17 protein-coding genes and 1 tRNA gene are annotated in these 18,790 nt (G+C 60.1%); 4 read left to right on the top strand and 14 right to left on the bottom strand.

The window, feature by feature from the left end; translation table 11 throughout:
* Positions 1–51 precede the first annotated feature (51 nt).
* Together rnk and AC1RJW_RS04770 are read right to left on the bottom strand one after the other, a co-directional pair.
* A complete protein-coding gene (rnk, locus tag AC1RJW_RS04775) occupies positions 52–459 on the bottom strand; it encodes a nucleoside diphosphate kinase regulator (RefSeq protein ID WP_493043849.1) in 408 nt (135 codons plus the stop codon).
* Between the two features lie 10 nt (positions 460–469).
* On the bottom strand, positions 470–595 hold the full coding sequence (locus AC1RJW_RS04770; RefSeq protein ID WP_326456981.1) for a hypothetical protein: 126 nt from the start codon (positions 593–595) through the stop codon (positions 470–472).
* A 48-nt stretch (positions 596–643) separates the two neighbouring features.
* Here AC1RJW_RS04770 and AC1RJW_RS04765 point away from each other — a divergent pair, with 48 nt between their 5' ends.
* Positions 644–772, top strand: coding sequence for a hypothetical protein (locus tag AC1RJW_RS04765; RefSeq protein ID WP_493043847.1), 129 nt, complete (start codon positions 644–646; stop codon positions 770–772).
* A gap of 267 nt (positions 773–1,039) precedes the next feature.
* Entirely contained in the window at positions 1,040–2,932 is a 1,893-nt protein-coding gene (locus AC1RJW_RS04760) for a putative bifunctional diguanylate cyclase/phosphodiesterase (RefSeq protein WP_493043845.1), read from the top strand.
* 49 nt (positions 2,933–2,981) lie between these two features.
* On the opposite strand, the gene AC1RJW_RS04755 is transcribed toward AC1RJW_RS04760, so the two are convergent.
* Entirely contained in the window at positions 2,982–4,670 is a 1,689-nt protein-coding gene (locus AC1RJW_RS04755) for a peptide chain release factor 3 (RefSeq protein WP_493044206.1), read from the bottom strand.
* A 199-nt stretch (positions 4,671–4,869) separates the two neighbouring features.
* On the opposite strand from AC1RJW_RS04755, the gene AC1RJW_RS04750 reads away from it, so the two are divergent.
* Both AC1RJW_RS04750 and AC1RJW_RS04745 read left to right on the top strand, forming a co-directional pair.
* Positions 4,870–6,927: a methyl-accepting chemotaxis protein gene (locus AC1RJW_RS04750; RefSeq protein ID WP_493043843.1), complete on the top strand. Its 2,058-nt coding sequence runs from the start codon at positions 4,870–4,872 to the stop codon at positions 6,925–6,927.
* 225 nt (positions 6,928–7,152) lie between these two features.
* Positions 7,153–7,962, top strand: a complete 810-nt coding sequence (locus AC1RJW_RS04745) for a Crp/Fnr family transcriptional regulator (RefSeq protein ID WP_034783188.1) — start codon at positions 7,153–7,155, stop codon at positions 7,960–7,962.
* 83 nt (positions 7,963–8,045) lie between these two features.
* Here AC1RJW_RS04745 and AC1RJW_RS04740 read toward each other — a convergent pair whose 3' ends face one another.
* The 11 genes from AC1RJW_RS04740 to AC1RJW_RS04690 all read right to left on the bottom strand — a co-directional run bounded on the left by AC1RJW_RS04740 (position 8,046) and on the right by AC1RJW_RS04690 (position 18,628).
* Complete coding sequence (locus AC1RJW_RS04740; RefSeq protein ID WP_493043841.1) at positions 8,046–9,461, bottom strand: sensor histidine kinase; 1,416 nt, start codon at positions 9,459–9,461, stop codon at positions 8,046–8,048.
* A gap of 144 nt (positions 9,462–9,605) precedes the next feature.
* Positions 9,606–10,238, bottom strand: a complete 633-nt coding sequence (locus tag AC1RJW_RS04735) for a response regulator (RefSeq protein ID WP_034783185.1) — start codon at positions 10,236–10,238, stop codon at positions 9,606–9,608.
* 201 nt (positions 10,239–10,439) lie between these two features.
* Positions 10,440–10,847, bottom strand: coding sequence for a MerR family transcriptional regulator (locus tag AC1RJW_RS04730; RefSeq protein WP_326457759.1), 408 nt, complete (start codon positions 10,845–10,847; stop codon positions 10,440–10,442).
* A gap of 10 nt (positions 10,848–10,857) precedes the next feature.
* On the bottom strand, positions 10,858–11,205 hold the full coding sequence (locus tag AC1RJW_RS04725) for an integration host factor subunit alpha (protein ID WP_010399205.1): 348 nt from the start codon (positions 11,203–11,205) through the stop codon (positions 10,858–10,860).
* Positions 11,206–11,377: 172 nt separating this feature from the next.
* Positions 11,378–13,804, bottom strand: a complete 2,427-nt coding sequence (gene pheT / locus AC1RJW_RS04720) for a phenylalanine--tRNA ligase subunit beta (protein ID WP_493043839.1) — start codon at positions 13,802–13,804, stop codon at positions 11,378–11,380.
* Between the two features lie 78 nt (positions 13,805–13,882).
* Positions 13,883–14,899, bottom strand: coding sequence for a phenylalanine--tRNA ligase subunit alpha (gene pheS / locus AC1RJW_RS04715; RefSeq protein WP_092794222.1), 1,017 nt, complete (start codon positions 14,897–14,899; stop codon positions 13,883–13,885).
* A gap of 144 nt (positions 14,900–15,043) precedes the next feature.
* Complete coding sequence (gene rplT, locus AC1RJW_RS04710) at positions 15,044–15,403, bottom strand: 50S ribosomal protein L20 (protein WP_010399214.1); 360 nt, start codon at positions 15,401–15,403, stop codon at positions 15,044–15,046.
* A 26-nt stretch (positions 15,404–15,429) separates the two neighbouring features.
* Positions 15,430–15,627, bottom strand: coding sequence for a 50S ribosomal protein L35 (gene rpmI / locus AC1RJW_RS04705; protein ID WP_038493025.1), 198 nt, complete (start codon positions 15,625–15,627; stop codon positions 15,430–15,432).
* A 227-nt stretch (positions 15,628–15,854) separates the two neighbouring features.
* Positions 15,855–16,415 carry a translation initiation factor IF-3 gene (gene infC, locus AC1RJW_RS04700; protein WP_205711303.1) on the bottom strand — a complete coding sequence of 187 codons (561 nt, stop codon included), beginning with the start codon at positions 16,413–16,415 and terminating at the stop codon, positions 15,855–15,857.
* A 12-nt stretch (positions 16,416–16,427) separates the two neighbouring features.
* Complete coding sequence (thrS, locus tag AC1RJW_RS04695) at positions 16,428–18,335, bottom strand: threonine--tRNA ligase (protein WP_034783228.1); 1,908 nt, start codon at positions 18,333–18,335, stop codon at positions 16,428–16,430.
* 216 nt (positions 18,336–18,551) lie between these two features.
* Positions 18,552–18,628 (bottom strand) — tRNA-Val (locus AC1RJW_RS04690).
* Between the last annotated feature and the right edge of the window lie 162 nt (positions 18,629–18,790).

Raw genomic sequence — 18,790 nt, 5'->3', positions numbered from 1 at the left:
CTGGCAACACGACCTGGCAGGCGAACGGCAGGCGCCGTCCGCCATCGCTGCTTAGCGGTGGTATTCGCCGGCCCGTTCAGGCTGGTAGACGATTTCCTCGATCTTGACCTTCACCACGCCGCCGGGCATGGGCCAGGCGATGCTGTCGCCGACGGACAGGCCCAGCAGCGCACTGCCGACGGGCGCCAGCACGGAAATGCGGTCGGCCTGGCCTTCCACATCCTTCGGATACACGAGCGTCAGGCAGAATTCCTCCTTGTTTTCCACCGTGAAGCGCACGGTGGAATTCATCGTCACGACGGTCGGGGGAATCTCTTCCGGCTCAAGCACCTCGGCGCGGCCCAGCTCATCGAGCAAGGCGGCCTTGTCCGGCGACAAATTATTACCCAAGGCATACAACAACGCTTCCAGTCGTTCCAGGTCTTGTGACGACAAAATAATTTTTGGTTTTTTTTCCAAGATATCCTCACTATTCATCATTAGGGCGACGTCCGGTTTTGCTGGCGGCAGCTTGCTTGGCCGCGGCAGACAAAACAAACAGCATCAGAACGTCCATCATCAGCGGATTATGGACGAACTCGCGGAGCAAGGCCATAGCGTTCTCGCATTCTTCATTAAAATTTATTAAAATCAATGACTTGCAATGGCCGATACGGTCAAAAAGTTAATCCGTGCCGGGATGGACGCAGGCATTGAAGTTATTCTTGATGGCATTTTGTTTGCCGTCAGCATGTTTTTAGAGAAAAAAACCAGCGGGCAAAAAAAGGATTAAAATTCAACTTGAATTATTATTAGAAAGACACGCCCCGCCTTTTCCGCCTGTCTTGTCGTCTTGCCCGCTGCCAACGGCGTGCTGCATGGATACTAAATTGCCGCGTACCCTGTACTTTCACGCTGCAAAATGACAATATGTCGGCCTTAACAACACGTTGAGAGTTCCGGCTCACTTCGGTTTTCATCAGACTGGAACGTAAAGTATGGCAGGGCGAGGCGGGATCACACGGGGCGGCGGCAAGCGGGGCCGGCAGGAGAATGCGTCATGATGGCGCCCTTGATGCTGCCTTCCGCGCAGCTGCGCGGCGACCGGATAGCCCGGCTGAACTTGCTGGCCGCGGCAGCCATGCTGGCCATGGCCAGCCTGCTGCTGATCCTTTTCCAATTGTTTTCCCTCCAGGCATCTTTCCAGCGCAGCCTGCACATCCAGGCCGACATGCTGGCGCCCGCCGCCACCCAGGCCATGCGCCAGGACAATCGTCTTGCCGCGCAACAACTCCTCGCTCCCCTCGCCGCCGCCCCGCATATCCGGCAAGCACTGCTCTACACCCCCTATGGCACGCCGTTTGCCCGCTACGCGCGCAGCGGCGCCGATGCCGTGCCCACGGCGCCACGCAACGGCCTGCACATCGATTACCTGGACGGCAGCGCCGCCATCCTTAAGGCCTTGCCCGGCGGCGGCGCGCTGTACCTGCGCGCCAGCCTGGCGCCGCTGTACGCCAGCCTGGCGCAATTTGCCGCCTTTACCCTGCTCGTCTGCCTGTGCGCATTCGGCCTGACGTTCCTGATGGTGCGCCGCACGCGCACCGCCGCCCAGCATGCGGAAAACCATCTGCACTACCTGGCCCACGTCGACTCCGTCACGCAGCTGCCGAACCGCCATGAATTCAACGACGCCCTGGCCTACGCGCTGGCGCGCGCCGACCGCCAGGACAGCAGCGTGGGCCTGCTGCTGCTGGACCTGGACAATTTCAAGATCGTCAACGATACGCTGGGCCACCATTGCGGCGACCAGCTGCTCAAGCTCGTCGCCGCGCGCCTGGTGGGCATCCTGCGCGGCACCGACATCATCTGCCGCATCGGCGGCGACGAATTCGTCGTCATCGTCGAACCGGCCGACGACGCCTCGGAAATGGCCAGCGTGGCGCGCAAGATCCTCGCCGTGCTGGCCCCGCCATTCGACCTCGAAGGCCACCAGCTGTATGTCAGCGCCAGCATCGGCGTGAGCCTGTACCCGTTCGACGCGCAGGACGTGGCCACCCTGACGCGCAATGCCGATACGGCCATGTACCACGCCAAGCACCAGGGCAAGAACCGCTACGCCGTGTTCAAGGCCGAAATGGAATTGCGCGCCCAGCGCCGCCTGCGCATGGAAGCGAACCTGCGCCGCGCGCTGCAAAATGAAGAACTGTATCTGCACTACCAGCCGCAGATCGACTTGCGCAGCGGGCGCATCGTCGGCGTGGAAGCGCTGGTACGCTGGAACTGCCGCGAAATGGGCCAGCTGAGCCCCGCCGAATTCATCCCCGTGGCCGAGGAAAGCGGCATCATCGTCGACCTGGGACGCTGGGTGCTGCAAAGCGCCTGCCGCCAGGCGGCCCTCTGGTGCAAGGCGGGGCTGCTCGATTCGCTCGAGCACGTGGCCGTCAACCTGTCGGCCTGCCAGGCGCGCGACCCGGGCCTGATGGACGATATCCGCGCCATCCTGCACGAAACGCAGCTGCCGCATGGCTTGCTGGAGCTGGAAATCACGGAAGGGGTCTTGATGGACAATATCCACGCCAACGTGGAACTGATGCGGCGCCTGCAGGAAACGGGCATCCATTTGTCCGTCGACGATTTCGGCACCGGCTATTCATCGATGTCCTACCTGAAGCGCCTGCCGATCGACCAATTGAAGATTGACCGCAGCTTCGTGCACGACCTGCCCGGCGAGGGCGAAGCCATCGTCACGGCCATCATCGCCATGGCGCACAGCCTGCACCTGAAGGTGGTGGCCGAAGGGGTGGAGACCTTGCAGCAGGTGGAGTTTTTGAGAACGGCGGGCTGCGACAATGTGCAGGGCTACTTCTTTGCGCGCCCGATGACGGCGGCGCAGCTGACGGCACTGCTGCTGGAGCGGCGCGACTGGAGCACGCGCACGATCCTGCCGGCGTAAAAAAAGGGCAGAACCGCTGGTTCTGCCCCTGGCACCTACTTGATATTCATCAAGCCAATTTCGCGGAATGCTCGCGCGTGGCGTGGAACGTCAGCTTCGGCCAGCGCTCTTCCGTCAGGCGCAGGTTGACGCCCGACGTGGCCAAATAGGCCATGTTGCCGGCCGCATCGTAGGCCACGTTGTGGCCCAGCGCGTTTTCGAAGTCCTGCAGGACGCGCTTGTCGTCGCAGCTGACCCAGCGCGCGCTGCTGATGCTGGTGCCTTCGAACACGGCGTCGACGCCATACTCGTTGAGCAAACGGCTGGCCACCACTTCGAACTGCAGCACGCCGACGGCGCCCAGTACCAGTTCGCCGCCCTGCACCGGCTTGAAGACCTGTACCGCGCCCTCTTCGCCCAGCTGCTGCAAGCCCTTGTGCAACTGCTTGATTTTCAAGGGATTACGGATGCGCACGGAGCGGAAGAAGTCGGGCGCGAAGTACGGGATGCCGGTAAACGTCAGCATCTCGCCTTCGGAAAAACTGTCGCCGATCTGCATGTTGCCGTGGTTCGGCAAGCCGATGATGTCGCCCGCGTACGCTTCTTCCACCTGTTCGCGCGAGGAAGCCATGAAGGTCACCACGTTCGACACCTTGATCTCTCGCCCCAGGCGCAAGTGCTTGACCTTCATGCCGCGCTCGAAACGTCCCGAGCACACGCGCAAAAAGGCGATGCGGTCGCGGTGCGCCGGGTCCATGTTCGCCTGGATCTTGAAGACGAAACCGGTGAAAGGCTGCTCGGACGGCGCCACCGACCGCACGGTCGCGTCGCGCTCGCGCGGCGCCGGCGCCCAGTCGACCAGCGCCGAGAGAATCTCGCGCACGCCGAAGTTGTTGATGGCCGAACCGAAGAACACGGGCGTCTGCACGCCGGAGAGGAATTCCTCCAGGTTGAACGGGTTCGACGCGCCGTGCACCAGCTCCACTTCCATGCGCAATTGATCCATCTCAAGCGGGAACATCTCCTGCAGGCGGGGATTGTCGATGCCCTTGATGATTTCAAAAGCGCCATCGGCCTTCTCTTCACCGGCCTTGAACAGCATGATTTCGTCGTTCAGCAGGTGGTACACGCCGCGGAAGTTCTTGCCCATGCCGATAGGCCAGGTGACGGGCGCGCACTGGATCTTCAGCACCGATTCGAGTTCGTCGAGCAGGTCCAGCGGATCGCGCGTCTCGCGGTCCATCTTGTTCATGAAGGTGACGATGGGCGTATTGCGCATGCGGCAGACGGCCAGCAGCTTGATCGTCTGCGCTTCCACGCCCTTGGCCGCATCGATCACCATCAGCGCCGAGTCGACCGCCGTCAGCACGCGGTAGGTATCTTCCGAGAAGTCCTGGTGGCCCGGGGTGTCGAGCAGGTTGACGACGTGGTCGCGGAATTCGAACTGCATCACCGAGGAAGCGACGGAAATGCCGCGCTGCTTCTCGATCTCCATCCAGTCCGACGTCGCGTGGCGGCCCGATTTACGGGCCTTGACGGTACCGGCCATCTGGATCGCGCCCGAGAACAGCAGCAGTTTTTCCGTCAGCGTGGTTTTACCCGCATCCGGGTGGGAAATGATGCCGAAGGTGCGGCGGCGCTGCACTTCGCGCGCGATCACGGCCGGCGCCTTGCTGCTGACGACGGTGCTGGCGGAATCGGCTGCGCTATCCGCGTTGTCAGTGGAATCGGGGGTGTTGATGTCGTTCTCGTTGGCCATATTGGTGACCATAATATGGCCCTCGCAAAAAACCCTCGATTTTACAGAAGGATCGGCCTTCCGTGTGAACTGCTTCACTCTGGCGAACCGCAAAATCGGCGGCGCGAATTGGCCACGCAGCCGCGCAGTTCATCAAGGGGTCACAATCCGCAGGCAACATTGCACTGCAGAAATGTTGTCACCCTACCCTGGAAACCCGATGAAAATGCTCCTCACCCCCGCCATCCGACTCATGCAGCGCCTGCGCCTGCTGCCCAAATTCATGCTTGTCTGCCTGGTCTTCCTGCTGCCGCTGGCGCTGGCGACCACCCTGCTGATCTCGGAACTGGGCAAGTCGCTGGCCCAGGCGCAGGATGCGCAGCGGGGCGTGGCGTATGTGCGCCAGCTGCAGGAAGGCACGCGCCTGCTGCAGCAGCGGCGCGGCCTCGAACACTTGCGCCTGAGCGGCAAGGCGGGCATGGACAACACGGCCGTCAATGCGCGCATCACGGCCGCGCTGGCGGCCCTGGCGCGCCTGCCGGCGGGCGCGGGCCTGCCGCAGGCGGCCGAATTGACGAAGCAGTGGCAAGCACTGCTGGGGCGCCAGGCGGGCCTCGCGGCGCGCGACAGCTACGCGGCGCACACGGCGCTGCTGCGCCAGGCGGCCAAGCTGGGCCAGCTGGTAGCCGACCGCTCGCACCTGAGCCTGGACCCGGACGCGGGCGCCAACCACCTGAGCGCCGTGTTTACCGCCACCTTGCCCGACCTGGCCGAAAGCCTGTCCGACATCGCCGGGCGCGGCGCCGCCTACATCGACACGGGCCTGTTCGAGGCGAACGAGGACCAGCTGGTCAACGCCAACGCCCTGATCGCGCGCCACGAACTGGAACGCCTGCCGGCCCGCTTCGACGAAATCCTCGCCGCCAGGCCGGAATTGCGCGCCAGCCTGCAGCCGGCCCTGAAAGCCGTGCCGGCCGCACTGGCCTTCCTCGAACGCACGAAGAATGAAGTGACGAATTCCTACGACCAGACCTCGGGCGCGCAATTCCACGCGGCCGGCATGCAGGCGATCGACGCCCTGCACGCGCTGTCCGGCGCCTCCGCCACCGCGCTCGACAGCCTGCTGGCGCAGCGCATCGCGCGCGACGAGGCGCGCCGCGGCCTGATCCTCGCCGCCATGCTGCTGGTGCTGCTGGCCGCCGCCTACCTGTGCGCGGGCTTTTATGCCGCGTTTGCGCGCGACGTGACGCAATTGCGCCTGGCCGTCGGCGCGGCGGCGGCGGGCGACCTGTCGCAGCGCATCACTTCGCAGGCGCACGACGAAATCGGCGACCTGGTGCGCGACTTCGGCGCCATGACGCATGGCCTGGCCACCCTGGTGCAGGAAATCCGCGGCGGCGCGGCCGTCATCGCGGCGGCCGGCGCCGATATCGCGCAGGGCAACGCGGCCCTGTCCGGCCACACGGCCACGCAAGCGGACGCGCTGGGCGCCACCGTGGACTCGATGCGCGAGCTGACGGCCACCGTGGGCCGCAACGAAGCCCACGTCGGACAGGGACGCACGCTGGTGGCGACGGCGGCCGACGTGGCCCTGCGCGGCGGACAGACCGTGGGCGCCGTGGTCGAGACCATGGCCTCGATCAAGGCCAGTTCGCACAAGATCGTCGACATCATCGGCGTCATCAACGGCATCGCCTTCCAGACGAATATCCTGGCCCTGAACGCGGCCGTCGAGGCGGCGCGCGCGGGCGAGCAAGGGCGCGGCTTTGCCGTCGTGGCGTCCGAGGTGCGCAGCCTGGCGCAGCGCTCGAACGAGGCGGCGCTGGAAATCAAGCGCCTGATCGGCGATTCGGTGGCCACCGTCGATGCGGGCGGCGACTTGGTCAATGCCGCCGGCAACACCATGCGGCAAGTCGTCGATGCCGTGCAGCAAGTGGCCGTGGTAATCGGACGCATCAGCAGCGCCGGCGCGGAGCAGAATGGCGAGATCGCCCGCATCAATCATGCGCTGGCGCAGATCGACGACATGACGCACCAGAACGCGGGTCTGGTCGACGAGGCGCGCGCCGGTTCGCAGCGCCTGCACCAGGAAGGCGAGGCGCTGACGCAGGCCGTGAGCCGCTTCCGCCTGGGGGAACACGAGGCGCCGGGCAAGCGCCAGGCACCCGCCGCGACCGTGCGCGACGGCTTGCCCAGCGTGCGTCCGGCCGGCCTGTGGAGCGCCAATAAACCGCGCGTCATATCACAAAATCGCGCAGAACGGCCCAAGGCTAGCTAGTCAAAAGTGTGCACGTAGGACAAGGACTACAATTTCGCCTCAAAAGAGACTACAAAGTGGCGACTGCTAATCTTATGTTCGCCACTTACATAAGCTTTTAAAGTAGCTACATCGCGATCTGCACCGCGCGGTCGAAGAAAATGCCGTGACTACATGAAGCCGGCAGCTTTTTTGACCAGCAACGCGGCAGTCGCACTCCGATGTAAAAAGCCTGTGAGGAATACTATGAGCCATACTCAACTTATCGCCCCGGTCCAGAAGAACCAGCTGCTGCCGCGCGCCATGCCGGCGGCCGGACGGGAAATCAAGCTTGCGTCGCGGGTTAGCCTCAGCAGTGCACAACAGAATGAATTGCTGGCCGCCCTGCCGCGCGCCGCGCTCGAATCGCTGTTCGAAGACCTGGAACTGGTAGAACTGCCTTTCGGCAAGGAATTGTATGCCTACGGCAATAATCTGGAATACAGCTATTTCCCCACCACCGCCATCATTTCATTGCTGTATGTAATGGAAGACGGCGCCACGACGGAAATCGCCGTGGTCGGCCATGAGGGCGTCGCTGGCGCTTCGCTGCTGGCAGGCGAGCGCGCCATGTGCACGGCCGTCGTGCAAAGCGCCGGCTACGGCTACCGCCTGAAAACGCAAAGCTTGCGCGACGCCTTCAATCAAGGCGGCGCCCTGCCCCAGCTGCTGATGCGCTATACCAACGCCCTGTTTGCGCAAATGGCGCAGAACGCCGTCGGTGGCCGCCACAGCTCGATCGAGCAAAAACTGTGCCGCTGGCTGCTGGACCGCCTGGACCGTTCGCCATCGAATGAATTGAAAGTGACGCAAGAGCTGATCTCCATCATGCTGGGCGTGCGCCGCGAAAGCATCACGGCTGCCGCCGGCAAGCTGCAGGAAGAAGGCTTGATCCACTATCGCCGCGGCAATATCACGGTGCTGGACCGCGCCGGCCTGGAATGCTATGCGGGCGAGTGCTACAAAGTGGCCAAGACGGAATACGACCGCTTGCTGCGCGACGTGTCGCGCTGCTGATGACAAGCTGCCGTTGACCCGGCAGCATGGACAAAAAAATGGCCGGGCTGCATGCCCGGCCATTTTTTTGCGTTCAGAACCACTCACACGCTGGCGTCTTCGTCGATCTCTTCCGGCTCCGGCGTCAGCGGCAAGGGAATCACGGCTTCCACGCAAGTCCCCTTGCCTTCCGGCCCCTGGCGCACGGTGAGGGTACCGCCCAGCAGCAAGGCCCGCTCGCGCATGCCCAGCAAGCCGTGCGACATGGGCTTTTGCAGCGCATCTTCCGTGATGCCGATGCCGTCGTCGATGACGCGCAGCACCAGGCCGTGCTCGTTGCGCTTCAATGTCACGCTGACCATGCCGGCGCGCGCATATTTCAGGATATTCGTCAGCGATTCCTGCACGATACGGAACAGGGCAATCGTCAAGGTCGCTTCGCGGTTGTCGATATTGATGGCCACGTCCGTTTCGCAGCGAACCGAACTCATGCGCGCAAAATCCTCGCAATAGCTTTCGATGGCGGCGCACAGGCCCAGGTTGTCCAGCAGGCTCGGGCGCAGGTCTTCCACGATGCGGCGCTTCAGTTCCACCGTTTCCAGCAGGGTCGCCTTGGCGCGGCGCAATTGCGCGGCCAGTTCCGGCTGCGCGTGCGCCAGTTGCTGCGTAACGGCGCCCAGGTCCATGCTGATCGAGGTCAGGTTCGCGCCCAGCTCATCGTGCAGCTCGCGCGCCAGGCGCGCCTTTTCCACTTCATTGACGCTGATCAAATGGCGCGACAGCACGGATAATTGCTCGGTACGCTTGCTGACCGTCGATTCCAGGGTGTCGTTGGCATTCTGCAATGCATACTCGACGGCCGCGCGGTTCTGGAAGCTGCGCCGCACCAGCTGGTAAAACATGATCAGCACGAGGATGGCCAAGGCATTGATGCCGATGCCGAGCAGCACGGCTTTCTGGTATTCATGATAAAAGGCGGCGCTGCCGGACGACAGCGCTTCATTCTGTTCGCGCGTCATGATCACCACCTGCAGGCGGATCTCGTCCATGGTGGCGCGGTCATCGGTCACGCGGGAAATGTTGACGATCTCGGCCAATCCGCCCTGCTTGTAGACGTCGATCGATTGTTGCAACATCGACATCTTGCGGCGAATCAAGCTTTTCAGCTGACCCAGGTTTTTCAGCTGGGTGGGACTGCCCGCAAGCAAGGTTTGCAGCTCGTTGAATTCGTTGTCGATTTCGGTGGTAGCGGTCTTCGACGGCCCCAGATAGGTTTCGGAGCCGGAAATGAAATAGCCGCGCAAGCTGCTTTCCGCATCGAGCACGAGCACGTTCAGATACTGCAGGCGGTCCGCCACGCGGGCGCTCTGGCTGAGCAAGGCATTCGTGCCCTTCAGCGACTGCAGGTTATGATAAAGACTGAAACCATTCAGTACAAGCAACAAGGCGCAAGTCACGCACAGGATCGTCTTGTACAGGGGCAGGCGGTGATTCGGGGCCGGTTCAGCGGTGAAATACATCCTGATGTGCATCCTTAGCAAGGTTCGGCGCGGGAGAGAGCGCCGGCGCCGGCCAATTATAGTCCTCGCCACAAACTGCTGCACTGCACAAGTCGTGCTGGCCAGCTGGCTGAGCGATCATGTTTCCATGATCGCACCGCAGCGCTAGTCAAGCAAATTGTTTTTCATTGCGTAATAGGTCAAGTCGCTGTTGGATTGCAAGCCCATTTTTTCCATGATGCGCGTGCGGTAAGTACTCACCGTCTTGATGCTCAGCGACAAGGCCACGCCGATATCGGACACGGTGGCGCCGCGCGCCAGGCGCAAAAAGACCTGGAACTCGCGGTCCGACAATTCCGTATGCAGGGCGGCATTCGTGTCGCGGTCGAACGACTGCGCCAGCAACTCGCCCACGGTCGAGCTGACATAGCGGCGTCCCTGGAATACGGTGCGCACGGCCGTCATCAGCTCATCGGCTTCGCATTCCTTGTTCAGATAGCCATTCGCGCCCATCTTGAACAGGTTCAGCGCATATTGCTGCGCGGGATAGCCGCTGAGGATCAGCACGGGCAATTCCGGCTGGCCCTGGCGGATCGTGCGCAAGGTATCGATGCCGCTCTGGTCGGGCATGGCGATATCGAGCAGCAATACATCGCAAATTTCGCGGCGGGCGATATCGAGCGCTTCGCGCCCCGTACCGGCTTCCGCCACCACACTGAAATCGCTTGACGACGAAAAAATCTGTTTGAATCCAGCTCGTACTATTTGGTGATCATCACAAATGGCAACGCGTATCATTGTTTCCCCTTAAATTTTCCTGGCCTGGGAAAGACTACCGGAACCTGAACGCTGCTCCAGCTTAGCGTCACTAACAAAAACGCAACATTAACATTATATTCAAAATATGGCGCGCCGTACGGCAGCGGCAGCGCCAAGGCGGAGCGCCCATGCAGCATAGTCAACCGCTACCGCACAACCCCACCTATATTGGTACAAATCTTATTTTAGCAAGTTTAAAATCGCAATTAATTCATTGCGTATCCACGCGCGGTCCAGCGGCGCTTCCTGCGGCACGACGGGCATGGCTGGCAGCACCGGCAATTCGTCGGCGATGGCATGCGATGCGCCACGGCTGTCGAGCTTGTTGCGCGCGCCGCTGATGGTAAAGCCCTGCTCATACAGCAATTCGCGGATACGGCGTATCAGCAGCACCTCATGGTGCTGATAATAACGGCGGTTGCCACGTCGTTTGACCGGCTTGAGCTGGGAAAACTCCTGCTCCCAGTAGCGCAATACATGCGGTTTGACGCCGCACAACTCGCTCACCTCGCCGATCGTGAAATAGCGTTTCGCCGGAATGGGCGGCAAGGGGGCGATCAACTCGGTTTTACTGATGCGCTCGTTCATCGCCACTCACTCAGGCAGCACGTGCCAGCGGACTGGTCTCTTCGACCATGCTTTTCAACTTCTGGCTCGCATGAAAGGTCACGACGCGGCGCGCCGTGATGGGAATCTCTTCGCCTGTCTTCGGATTGCGGCCTGGCCGTTGCGGCTTGTCGCGCAACTGGAAATTGCCGAAACCGGACAATTTGACGGCCTCGCCACGCTCGAGCGCATTGCGGATTTCGTCGAAAAAGGTCTCGACCATATCCTTCGCTTCGCGCTTGTTCAGGCCCACTTGCTCGAACAACAATTCGGCCAGTTCCGCCTTGGTCAAGGTGGGTAAATCTTTTTCCGCTTCCTGGCGCACTTTGGCAACCAGCATGGCCCGATGTAAATCGGCGGCCAGTGCGGATTGCAGTACGGCGGAATCAACGTCGCTGTTATTAATTTTCCTGCCCTGCCTTTTCTGTGCGCCCGAGCCTGCCACATGGCAAGCTCGTCTACGGTTGACGACGGAAAGGCCGTCACGCAAAAAGCGACGGCCAGTCCGGTAATTACGAACGCAGTTTCGCGTCGTGGCCCTGCTTGGCCGCATCGATCAGGACAGCCATCAGGCCGTCGACGACATCGTCTTGCAGGGTGTTTTGAGTATCTTGCAAGCTAATCCGGAAAGCAAGGCTTTTTTCATCCGTTTCCAGCCCTTTTCCACGATATTCATCAAATAAAACAATGGCTTGCACGATACGCGCTGCAGGGCTAGCCTTCGCGGCGGCATGGAAACTGTCGAGCAGATCCTGCACGGCCACCGATTGCTTGACGACCACGGCCAGGTCGCGGCTGGCGCCAGGGAATTTCGAGATTTCCTGGTACACGGGCACGACTCTTTGCGTCAGGGCAGCGGCATCGACTTCGAACAGCACGGGCGCCAGCGGCAAGTCGTACTTCTGCATCCAGCGCGGGTGCAATTCGCCGATGAAACCGATGACCTTGCCATCGAGCTCCACATTGGCCGAACGGCCCGGATGCAGGGCTGGATGTTCCGCCTTGGTGAAACGCAAGACCAGCGGCGCGAATAGCGCTTCCAGATCCGCCTTCACGTCGAAGAAGTCGACCGTGCGGGACGGCTGGCCCCACTGCTCGTCCGCCACCGCGCCGTAGGCCATGGCCGCCACGCGCTTGGGCTGGGCGTAGCCAGCCACCGACAGCGGGCCGTTTTCCACGCTGTCGTCGCGCTGGTAGATGGCGCCCACTTCGAAGATGCGCACGCGGTTCGTCTTGCGGTTCAGGTTGTAGCGCACGTTGGCGATCAGGCTGCCGATCAGCGAGGAGCGCATCACGCTCATCTGGCTGGCGATCGGGTTCTGCAATTTGATCGGATTCGTGTTGCCCGAGAAATCGCGCTCCCATGCCGTATCGACAAAGCTCATGTTAACCACTTCCTGGAAGCCCAGGTCGGCCAGTTCATGACGTACCGCAAACAAGGAGCGGGTATTTTCTGGTGCAATCTGCATCACGTTCGCTGCCACGGGCGGCAAGGTCGGGATGTTTTCGAAGCCATACACGCGCGCCACTTCCTCGATCAAGTCTTCCTCGATCTCGATGTCGAAACGGTAGCTGGGCGAGGTCACGGAAAACACGCCGTCGGCCAGGGTGAATGGCAGGGCCAGGCGCGTGAAGATATCGGCGATCAGCTCATCCGTGAGCGGCACGCCGATGACTTTTTGCGCGCGCGCCGTGCGCATCGACACGGGCTGGCGTTGCGGCAGGTTCACCACGTGGTCGTCGACGGGGCCGACGGTGGTGGCCGGCGTGCCGCAGATTTCCACGATCAGGGCCGTGATGCGCTCGATGTGCTCGACGGTGGTGGCGAAATCGACGCCGCGCTCGAAGCGGTGCGCCGCATCGGTCGAGAAATTCAAACGGCGGGCGCGGCCTTGAATGGCGTTCGGCCACCAGAATGCCGCTTCCAGGTAGATGCTGTCCGTATCGTCCGACACCGAGCTGGCGTCGCCGCCCATGATGCCAGCCAGCGATTCGATTTCCTGCTCATCGGCAATGACGCCGATCCACTCGTCGACGGCAACGGTGTTGCCATTCAACAACTTGACGGATTCGCCCGCCTTGCCCCAACGTACGTCGAGACTGCCGTGGATCTTTGCCAGGTCGAACACGTGGCTGGGACGGCCCAGTTCCAGCATGACATAGTTGGAAATATCGACCAGGGCCGACAGCGGACGCTGGCCGCTGCGCTCGAGGCGCTGCTTCATCCAGTCCGGCGTGACGGCACGAGCGTTCAGGCCGCGGATGACGCGGCCCGTGAAACGGCCGCACAGGTCCGGCGCGCTGACTTTCACAGGCAGGATTTCATCGCTGGAAACCGGCACGGTGCGGAACTGCGGCGCATTCAGGGGCACGCCCGTCAATGCCGACACTTCGCGCGCCACGCCCAGCACGGACAGGCAGTCCGCCTTGTTCGGCGTCAACTTGATGGTGAATTTCAAGTCATTAAGGGCAAAGTAATCGCGGAAATTCTGGCCGATGGGCGCGTCGTCCGGCAATTCCATCAAGCCGGCGTTTTCTTCCGACAATTTCAATTCGCGCGCGGAGCACAGCATGCCTTGCGACTCGACGCCGCGCAGCTGGCCCACCTTGATTTCAAACGGCTTGCCATCGGCGCCAGGGGGCAACACGGCGCCCGCCATCGCGCAAACGACTTTCAAGCCCGGGCGTACGTTCGGCGCGCCGCAGACGATGTTGAGCATGGTGCCCGTGCCGACATCGACCTGGCACACATTCAGGCGGTCCGCATTCGGATGTTTCTCCATCTCCAGGACCAAACCCACCACCACGTTCGAGAATGGCGGGGCGACAGGATCGACGTCCTCGACTTCGAGACCGGACATGGTCAGCAGATGGGCCAGTTCGTCCGAAGTCATCTTCGGATCGACCATGGTACGGAGCCAGTTTTCGGAAAATTGCATAATCAAGCCTTCAAATGGTCAAAGCTCACAGCGCGAGCGCACGGGCGCTCCAGCGCCATGAATCAAACGGAACAACGCTTAGTTGAATTGCTTCAGGAACCTTAAATCGCCCTCGTAGAACAGGCGCAGGTCGTTGATGCCATAACGCAGCATCGTCAAGCGTTCCAGGCCGGAGCCGAAAGCAAAACCGATGAATTTCTCGGGATCGAGGCCGAAGTTCTTCACCACGGTGGGATGCACCTGACCGGCGCCCGACACTTCCAGCCAGCGGCCTTTCAGCGGGCCGGAGCCGAAGGCGATGTCGATCTCGGCCGACGGTTCCGTGAACGGGAAGTACGACGGGCGGAAGCGCACCTGCAGGTCGTCCGTCTCGAAGAAAGCCTTGACGAAGTTCAGGTAGATGCCCTTCAGGTCGGCAAAGCTGATGTCTTCGGCGATCCACAGGCCTTCGACCTGGTGGAACATCGGCGAATGGGTGGCGTCGCTGTCGACTCGGTAGGTGCGGCCCGGCGCGATGACCTTGATCGGCGGCGTATGCGTGCGCGCATAGCGCACCTGCATCGGGCTTGTGTGCGTGCGCAGCAGCAAGGGCTTGCCATCGGTGTCGTTGCCATCGATGTAGAACGTATCTTGCATAGAACGGGCTGGATGGTTTTCCGGGCTGTTGAGCGCCGTAAAGTTGGTCCAGTCATTTTCGATTTCGGGGCCGTCGGCCACGTCGAAGCCGATCGAGCGGAAGATTTCCTCGACACGTTCCCACGTGCGCATCACGGGATGGATGCCGCCAGGCATGCGGCCACGGCCTGGCAGGGTCACGTCGATCGCTTCGGCGTTCAGACGGCCTTGCATTTGGGCATCGGCCAGCGCATCACGGCGCGCCGTCAGCGCGTCCTCGATCTGCACTTTGACGGCATTGATCAGGGCGCCCTGCGCCTTGCGCGCGTCCGGGTCCAGCTTGCCCAGGCCCTTCATCATTTCAGTAATCTGGCCAGTCTTGCCCAAGTAGCGGGCTTTGGCGTTTTCAAGTGCGGCAGCGTCTGCGGCGGCGATAAAGTCAGCCTGGGCCGAGACGACGAGTTCTTCTAGGGAGTTCATGCGGCTTTTCCTGTTTTGGACATCAATTCTGGACTCAGCTATCTAAAGTCCAACAATCAAAAACGGAAACGGGGCATAAGGTTCACACCCCTGCCCCGCTCTTTATAACGTCACCCTGGGATGACGTTGTGCAATGACCGATGCTTACGCAGCGATTTTTGCTTTAACTGCGTTGACAATCGCAGCGAATGCTGGCTTGTCCATCACAGCCATATCGGCCAGGACTTTACGGTCCAGTTCGATATTTGCTTTTTTCAAGCCGTTCATGAATACGCTGTACGTTACGCCATGCTCACGGGAAGCGGCGTTGATACGGGCGATCCACAGGCGGCGGAAAACGCGCTTCTTGTTGCGGCGATCGCGGTAAGCGTATTGGCCAGCGCGCATAACTGCTTGCTTGGCAACACGGTATACACGACTGCGGCGACCACGGTAGCCTTTAGCTTGAACAAGAATCTTCTTATGACGGGCACGAGCTGTAACCCCACGTTTTACTCTAGGCATAGTAACTCCTTAAATTGAGTGTGAGATTAAGCAGTCGGCATCATGCGCATGACGGATGTGACATCCGATGCGTTGATGTTACGGGTACCGCGCAACTGACGTTTGTTTTTGGTGGTTTTCTTGGTCAGGATGTGGCGTTTGAACGCGTGACCCGACTTGACTGTTCCACCTGGACGCACGCGAAAACGTTTTTTCGCGGAGCTTTTGGTCTTCATTTTAGGCATAGCAATCTGTCCTCTTACGGACAGCTCCATTTATAACAGGATTGCAGGTGGCAACACGACGCTGCGCTTAGATGCCTGCTTTCACATGTTGTGCAGCGGATGCGAGTCCGCTACAGTTCACGCGGCCCGCACATTGCTGAGCGGGCCGCGCAAATTCTGCCTGGAATCTGGTGTCACACCCATACAGGCGCAAACCACGTCGATCCACAGTAAAACGCTATTGTAGCTTACTTCTTCTTCTTAGGCGAAAGAACCATGATCATTTGGCGGCCTTCCATCTTCGGGAACTGCTCGACCTGGCCATACGGCTCCAGATCGGCTTTCAGACGTTCCAGCATGCGGAAGCCAATATCCTGATGCGCCATCTCACGACCGCGGAAACGCAAGGTGATCTTGGTTTTATCGCCGTCTTCAAGGAACTTGATGAGATTACGCAACTTGATATTGTAGTCACCATCATCAGTCCCCGGACGGAATTTGACTTCCTTCACGAGGATGATCTTTTGCTTCAATTTGGCTTCGTGAGCTTTCTTTTGCTCCGAATACTTAAATTTGCCGTAGTCCATCAAACGGCACACCGGCGGCTGCGCGGTAGGCGCAATTTCCACCAGGTCGACGTTTGCCTCTTCCGCCAGGCGGAAGGCTTCAGCCAAACTTACGATACCGAGTGGCTCGTTATCGACCCCGCTTAAACGCATTTCAGGGGCAGTGATTTCGCCATTGATGCGATGTGACTTGTCAGTAGCTATTGTAATTTCCTTTAAAAATCTTGTAAGACGGTCGTGCAGCGAGTTTCCTCGTCAGGCCTTGGTGTCGACTTCATGTTTGAGTCGCTCAATCAGGGCATCGACGGACATGACGCCCAGATCGACATTGCCCCGCGCCCGCACGGCCACTGTATTTGCATCCCGCTCTTTGTCGCCAATTACTAAGATGTAAGGCAATTTTTGTACGGAATGTTCACGTATTTTATAGGTAATCTTCTCGTTACGCAAATCAGCCTGTACGCGCAGCCCCGCTTTGCGCAGTTTTGTTGTTACTTCTTGTACATAATCAGCTTGGGCGTCGGAAATATTCAACACCGACACCTGCACCGGCGACAACCACAGCGGCATGGCGCCCGCATAGTGTTCGATCAGGATGCCGATGAAACGTTCCAGCGAACCCACGATCGCGCGGTGCAGCATGATCGGCACCTGGCGCGTGTTGTCCACGGCCACATATTCAGCACCCAGGCGGCCCGGCATCGACGGATCGATCTGCACGGTACCCACTTGCCATGCGCGGCCCAGACTGTCTTTCAGGTGGTATTCGATCTTCGGACCGTAGAACGCGCCTTCGCCTGGCAATTCCGTCCATTCCACGCCGCAGGCGCGCAAGGCCGAACGCAAGGATTCCTCGGCAAAATCCCACGACTCTTCCGTGCCGATGCGGTTATCGGGGCGCAAGGCCAGTTTCACGTCGATATTCGTGAAGCCGAACGCCGTGTACACATCCATCGCCTGCTGGTGGAACGCCGTCACTTCGCCGGCGATCTGCTCTTCCAGGCAGAAGATGTGGCCGTCATCCTGCGTAAAGCCGCGCACGCGCATCATGCCGTGCAAGGCGCCCGACGGCTCGTTGCGGTGGCATTGGCCGAATTCGCCGTAGCGCAATGGCAAGTCGCGGTAGCTGCGCATGCCATTGTTGAAAATCTGGATGTGGCCAGGGCAATTCATCGGCTTCAGCGCATAGGCGCGGTTTTCCGATTCTGTGATGAACATGTTTTCACGGTAATTATCCCAGTGACCGGTTTTTTCCCACAGGCCACGGTCGAGAATCTGCGGCGCCTTGACTTCCTGGTAGCCGTTGACCTGGTACACATTGCGCATGTATTGCTCGACCTGTTGCCAGATCGACCAGCCTTTCGGGTGCCAGAAGATCAGGCCTGGCGCTTCTTCCTGGAAATGGAAGAAATCGAGCTGCTTACCCAGCTTGCGGTGGTCGCGCTTTTCCGCCTCTTCCAGATTGTGCAGATACAGCTCCTGGTCTTCCTTCTTGGCCCAGGCCGTGCCATAGATACGCTGCAGCATCTCGTTTTTCGAGTCGCCGCGCCAGTAGGCGCCGGCCAGCTTCATCAGCTTGAAGACTTTCAGCTTGCCCGTCGATGGCACGTGGGGGCCGCGGCACAAGTCCGTAAACTTGCCTTCGGAATACAGCGACACTTCCTGGTCGGCCGGAATCGAGCCGATCAATTCAGCCTTGTACGCTTCGCCGATACCCTTGAAGTAGTCGATGGCTTCGTCGCGCGCGACAACCTTGCGCGTGACTTGCTCATCCTTCTTGGCCAGTTCCGCCATTTTCTTTTCGATCGCCGTCAAATCTTCCGGCGTGAACGGACGCTTGTAGGCAAAGTCATAGTAAAAGCCGTTGTCGATCACGGGACCGATGGTCACTTGCGCGTCCGGGAACAGTTCCTTGACGGCATATGCCAGCAAGTGGGCCGTCGAGTGGCGGATCACTTCCAGGCCGTCAGCGTCCTTGTCCGTGACAATCGCCAGTTCCGCGTCTTGCTCGATCAGATAGGAGGTATCGACCAGCTTGCCGTCGACCTTGCCCGCCAAGGCAGCCTTGGCCAGGCCGGTACCAATATTGGCCGCAACCTGGGCCACGGTGACCGGGCCGTCAAATTGACGGGCGGAACCATCGGGAAGTCGGATTGTAAGCATATTGATCTCCATATCGGCGCTGGCGCCAGGTAAAACTGCAATGAATGGTGTGGACTGAAAAACTGAAAGGAAAACGCAGACGCAAAAAAAACGCGGACTAGCCGCGTTTTTCACTTTTTTGAGACAAAGGAAACCCGTTCGACTAGCGTCACTCCCAAAGCTTGGTAGTAGTTCGCGGTGTCATAACCGGTTTTACCTTTCTCTCTAACTGCATTCTGGTGGGCGGTGAGGAATTCGAATCCCCGACCCCTTGGATGTCGACCAAGTATTCTAACCAGCTGAACTAACCGCCCGTAAAACTTTTGTTGATCATTGCATTTCAAATGACCGCTTGCGGCTTGCGCCAGCTTAAAACTCTTTAAAACTACTTACTGCTAAATTCTGGTGGGCGGTGAGGAATTCGAATCCCCGACCCCTTGGATGTCGACCAAGTATTCTAACCAGCTGAACTAACC

The organism is Janthinobacterium sp. GW822-FHT07A03 (genome assembly GCF_058798815.1).
This window is presented reverse-complemented; position numbering and strand designations above follow the sequence as displayed.

Bases quoted from the DNA above. Each gene is read 5' to 3' on its own strand.
- AC1RJW_RS04770 (WP_326456981.1), bottom strand. From the start codon at position 595: ATGGCCTTGCTCCGCGAGTTCGTCCATAATCCGCTGATGATGGACGTT.
- AC1RJW_RS04765 (WP_493043847.1), top strand. From the start codon at position 644: ATGGCCGATACGGTCAAAAAGTTAATCCGTGCCGGGATGGACGCAGGC.
- AC1RJW_RS04760 (WP_493043845.1), top strand. From the start codon at position 1,040: ATGATGGCGCCCTTGATGCTGCCTTCCGCGCAGCTGCGCGGCGACCGG.
- AC1RJW_RS04755 (WP_493044206.1), bottom strand. From the start codon at position 4,670: ATGGCCAACGAGAACGACATCAACACCCCCGATTCCACTGACAACGCG.
- AC1RJW_RS04750 (WP_493043843.1), top strand. From the start codon at position 4,870: ATGAAAATGCTCCTCACCCCCGCCATCCGACTCATGCAGCGCCTGCGC.
- AC1RJW_RS04745 (WP_034783188.1), top strand. From the start codon at position 7,153: ATGAGCCATACTCAACTTATCGCCCCGGTCCAGAAGAACCAGCTGCTG.
- AC1RJW_RS04740 (WP_493043841.1), bottom strand. From the start codon at position 9,461: ATGTATTTCACCGCTGAACCGGCCCCGAATCACCGCCTGCCCCTGTAC.
- AC1RJW_RS04735 (WP_034783185.1), bottom strand. From the start codon at position 10,238: ATGATACGCGTTGCCATTTGTGATGATCACCAAATAGTACGAGCTGGA.
- AC1RJW_RS04730 (WP_326457759.1), bottom strand. From the start codon at position 10,847: ATGAACGAGCGCATCAGTAAAACCGAGTTGATCGCCCCCTTGCCGCCC.
- AC1RJW_RS04725 (WP_010399205.1), bottom strand. From the start codon at position 11,205: ATGCTGGTTGCCAAAGTGCGCCAGGAAGCGGAAAAAGATTTACCCACC.
- pheT (WP_493043839.1), bottom strand. From the start codon at position 13,804: ATGCAATTTTCCGAAAACTGGCTCCGTACCATGGTCGATCCGAAGATG.
- pheS (WP_092794222.1), bottom strand. From the start codon at position 14,899: ATGAACTCCCTAGAAGAACTCGTCGTCTCGGCCCAGGCTGACTTTATC.
- rplT (WP_010399214.1), bottom strand. From the start codon at position 15,403: ATGCCTAGAGTAAAACGTGGGGTTACAGCTCGTGCCCGTCATAAGAAG.
- rpmI (WP_038493025.1), bottom strand. From the start codon at position 15,627: ATGCCTAAAATGAAGACCAAAAGCTCCGCGAAAAAACGTTTTCGCGTG.
- thrS (WP_034783228.1), bottom strand. From the start codon at position 18,335: ATGCTTACAATCCGACTTCCCGATGGTTCCGCCCGTCAATTTGACGGC.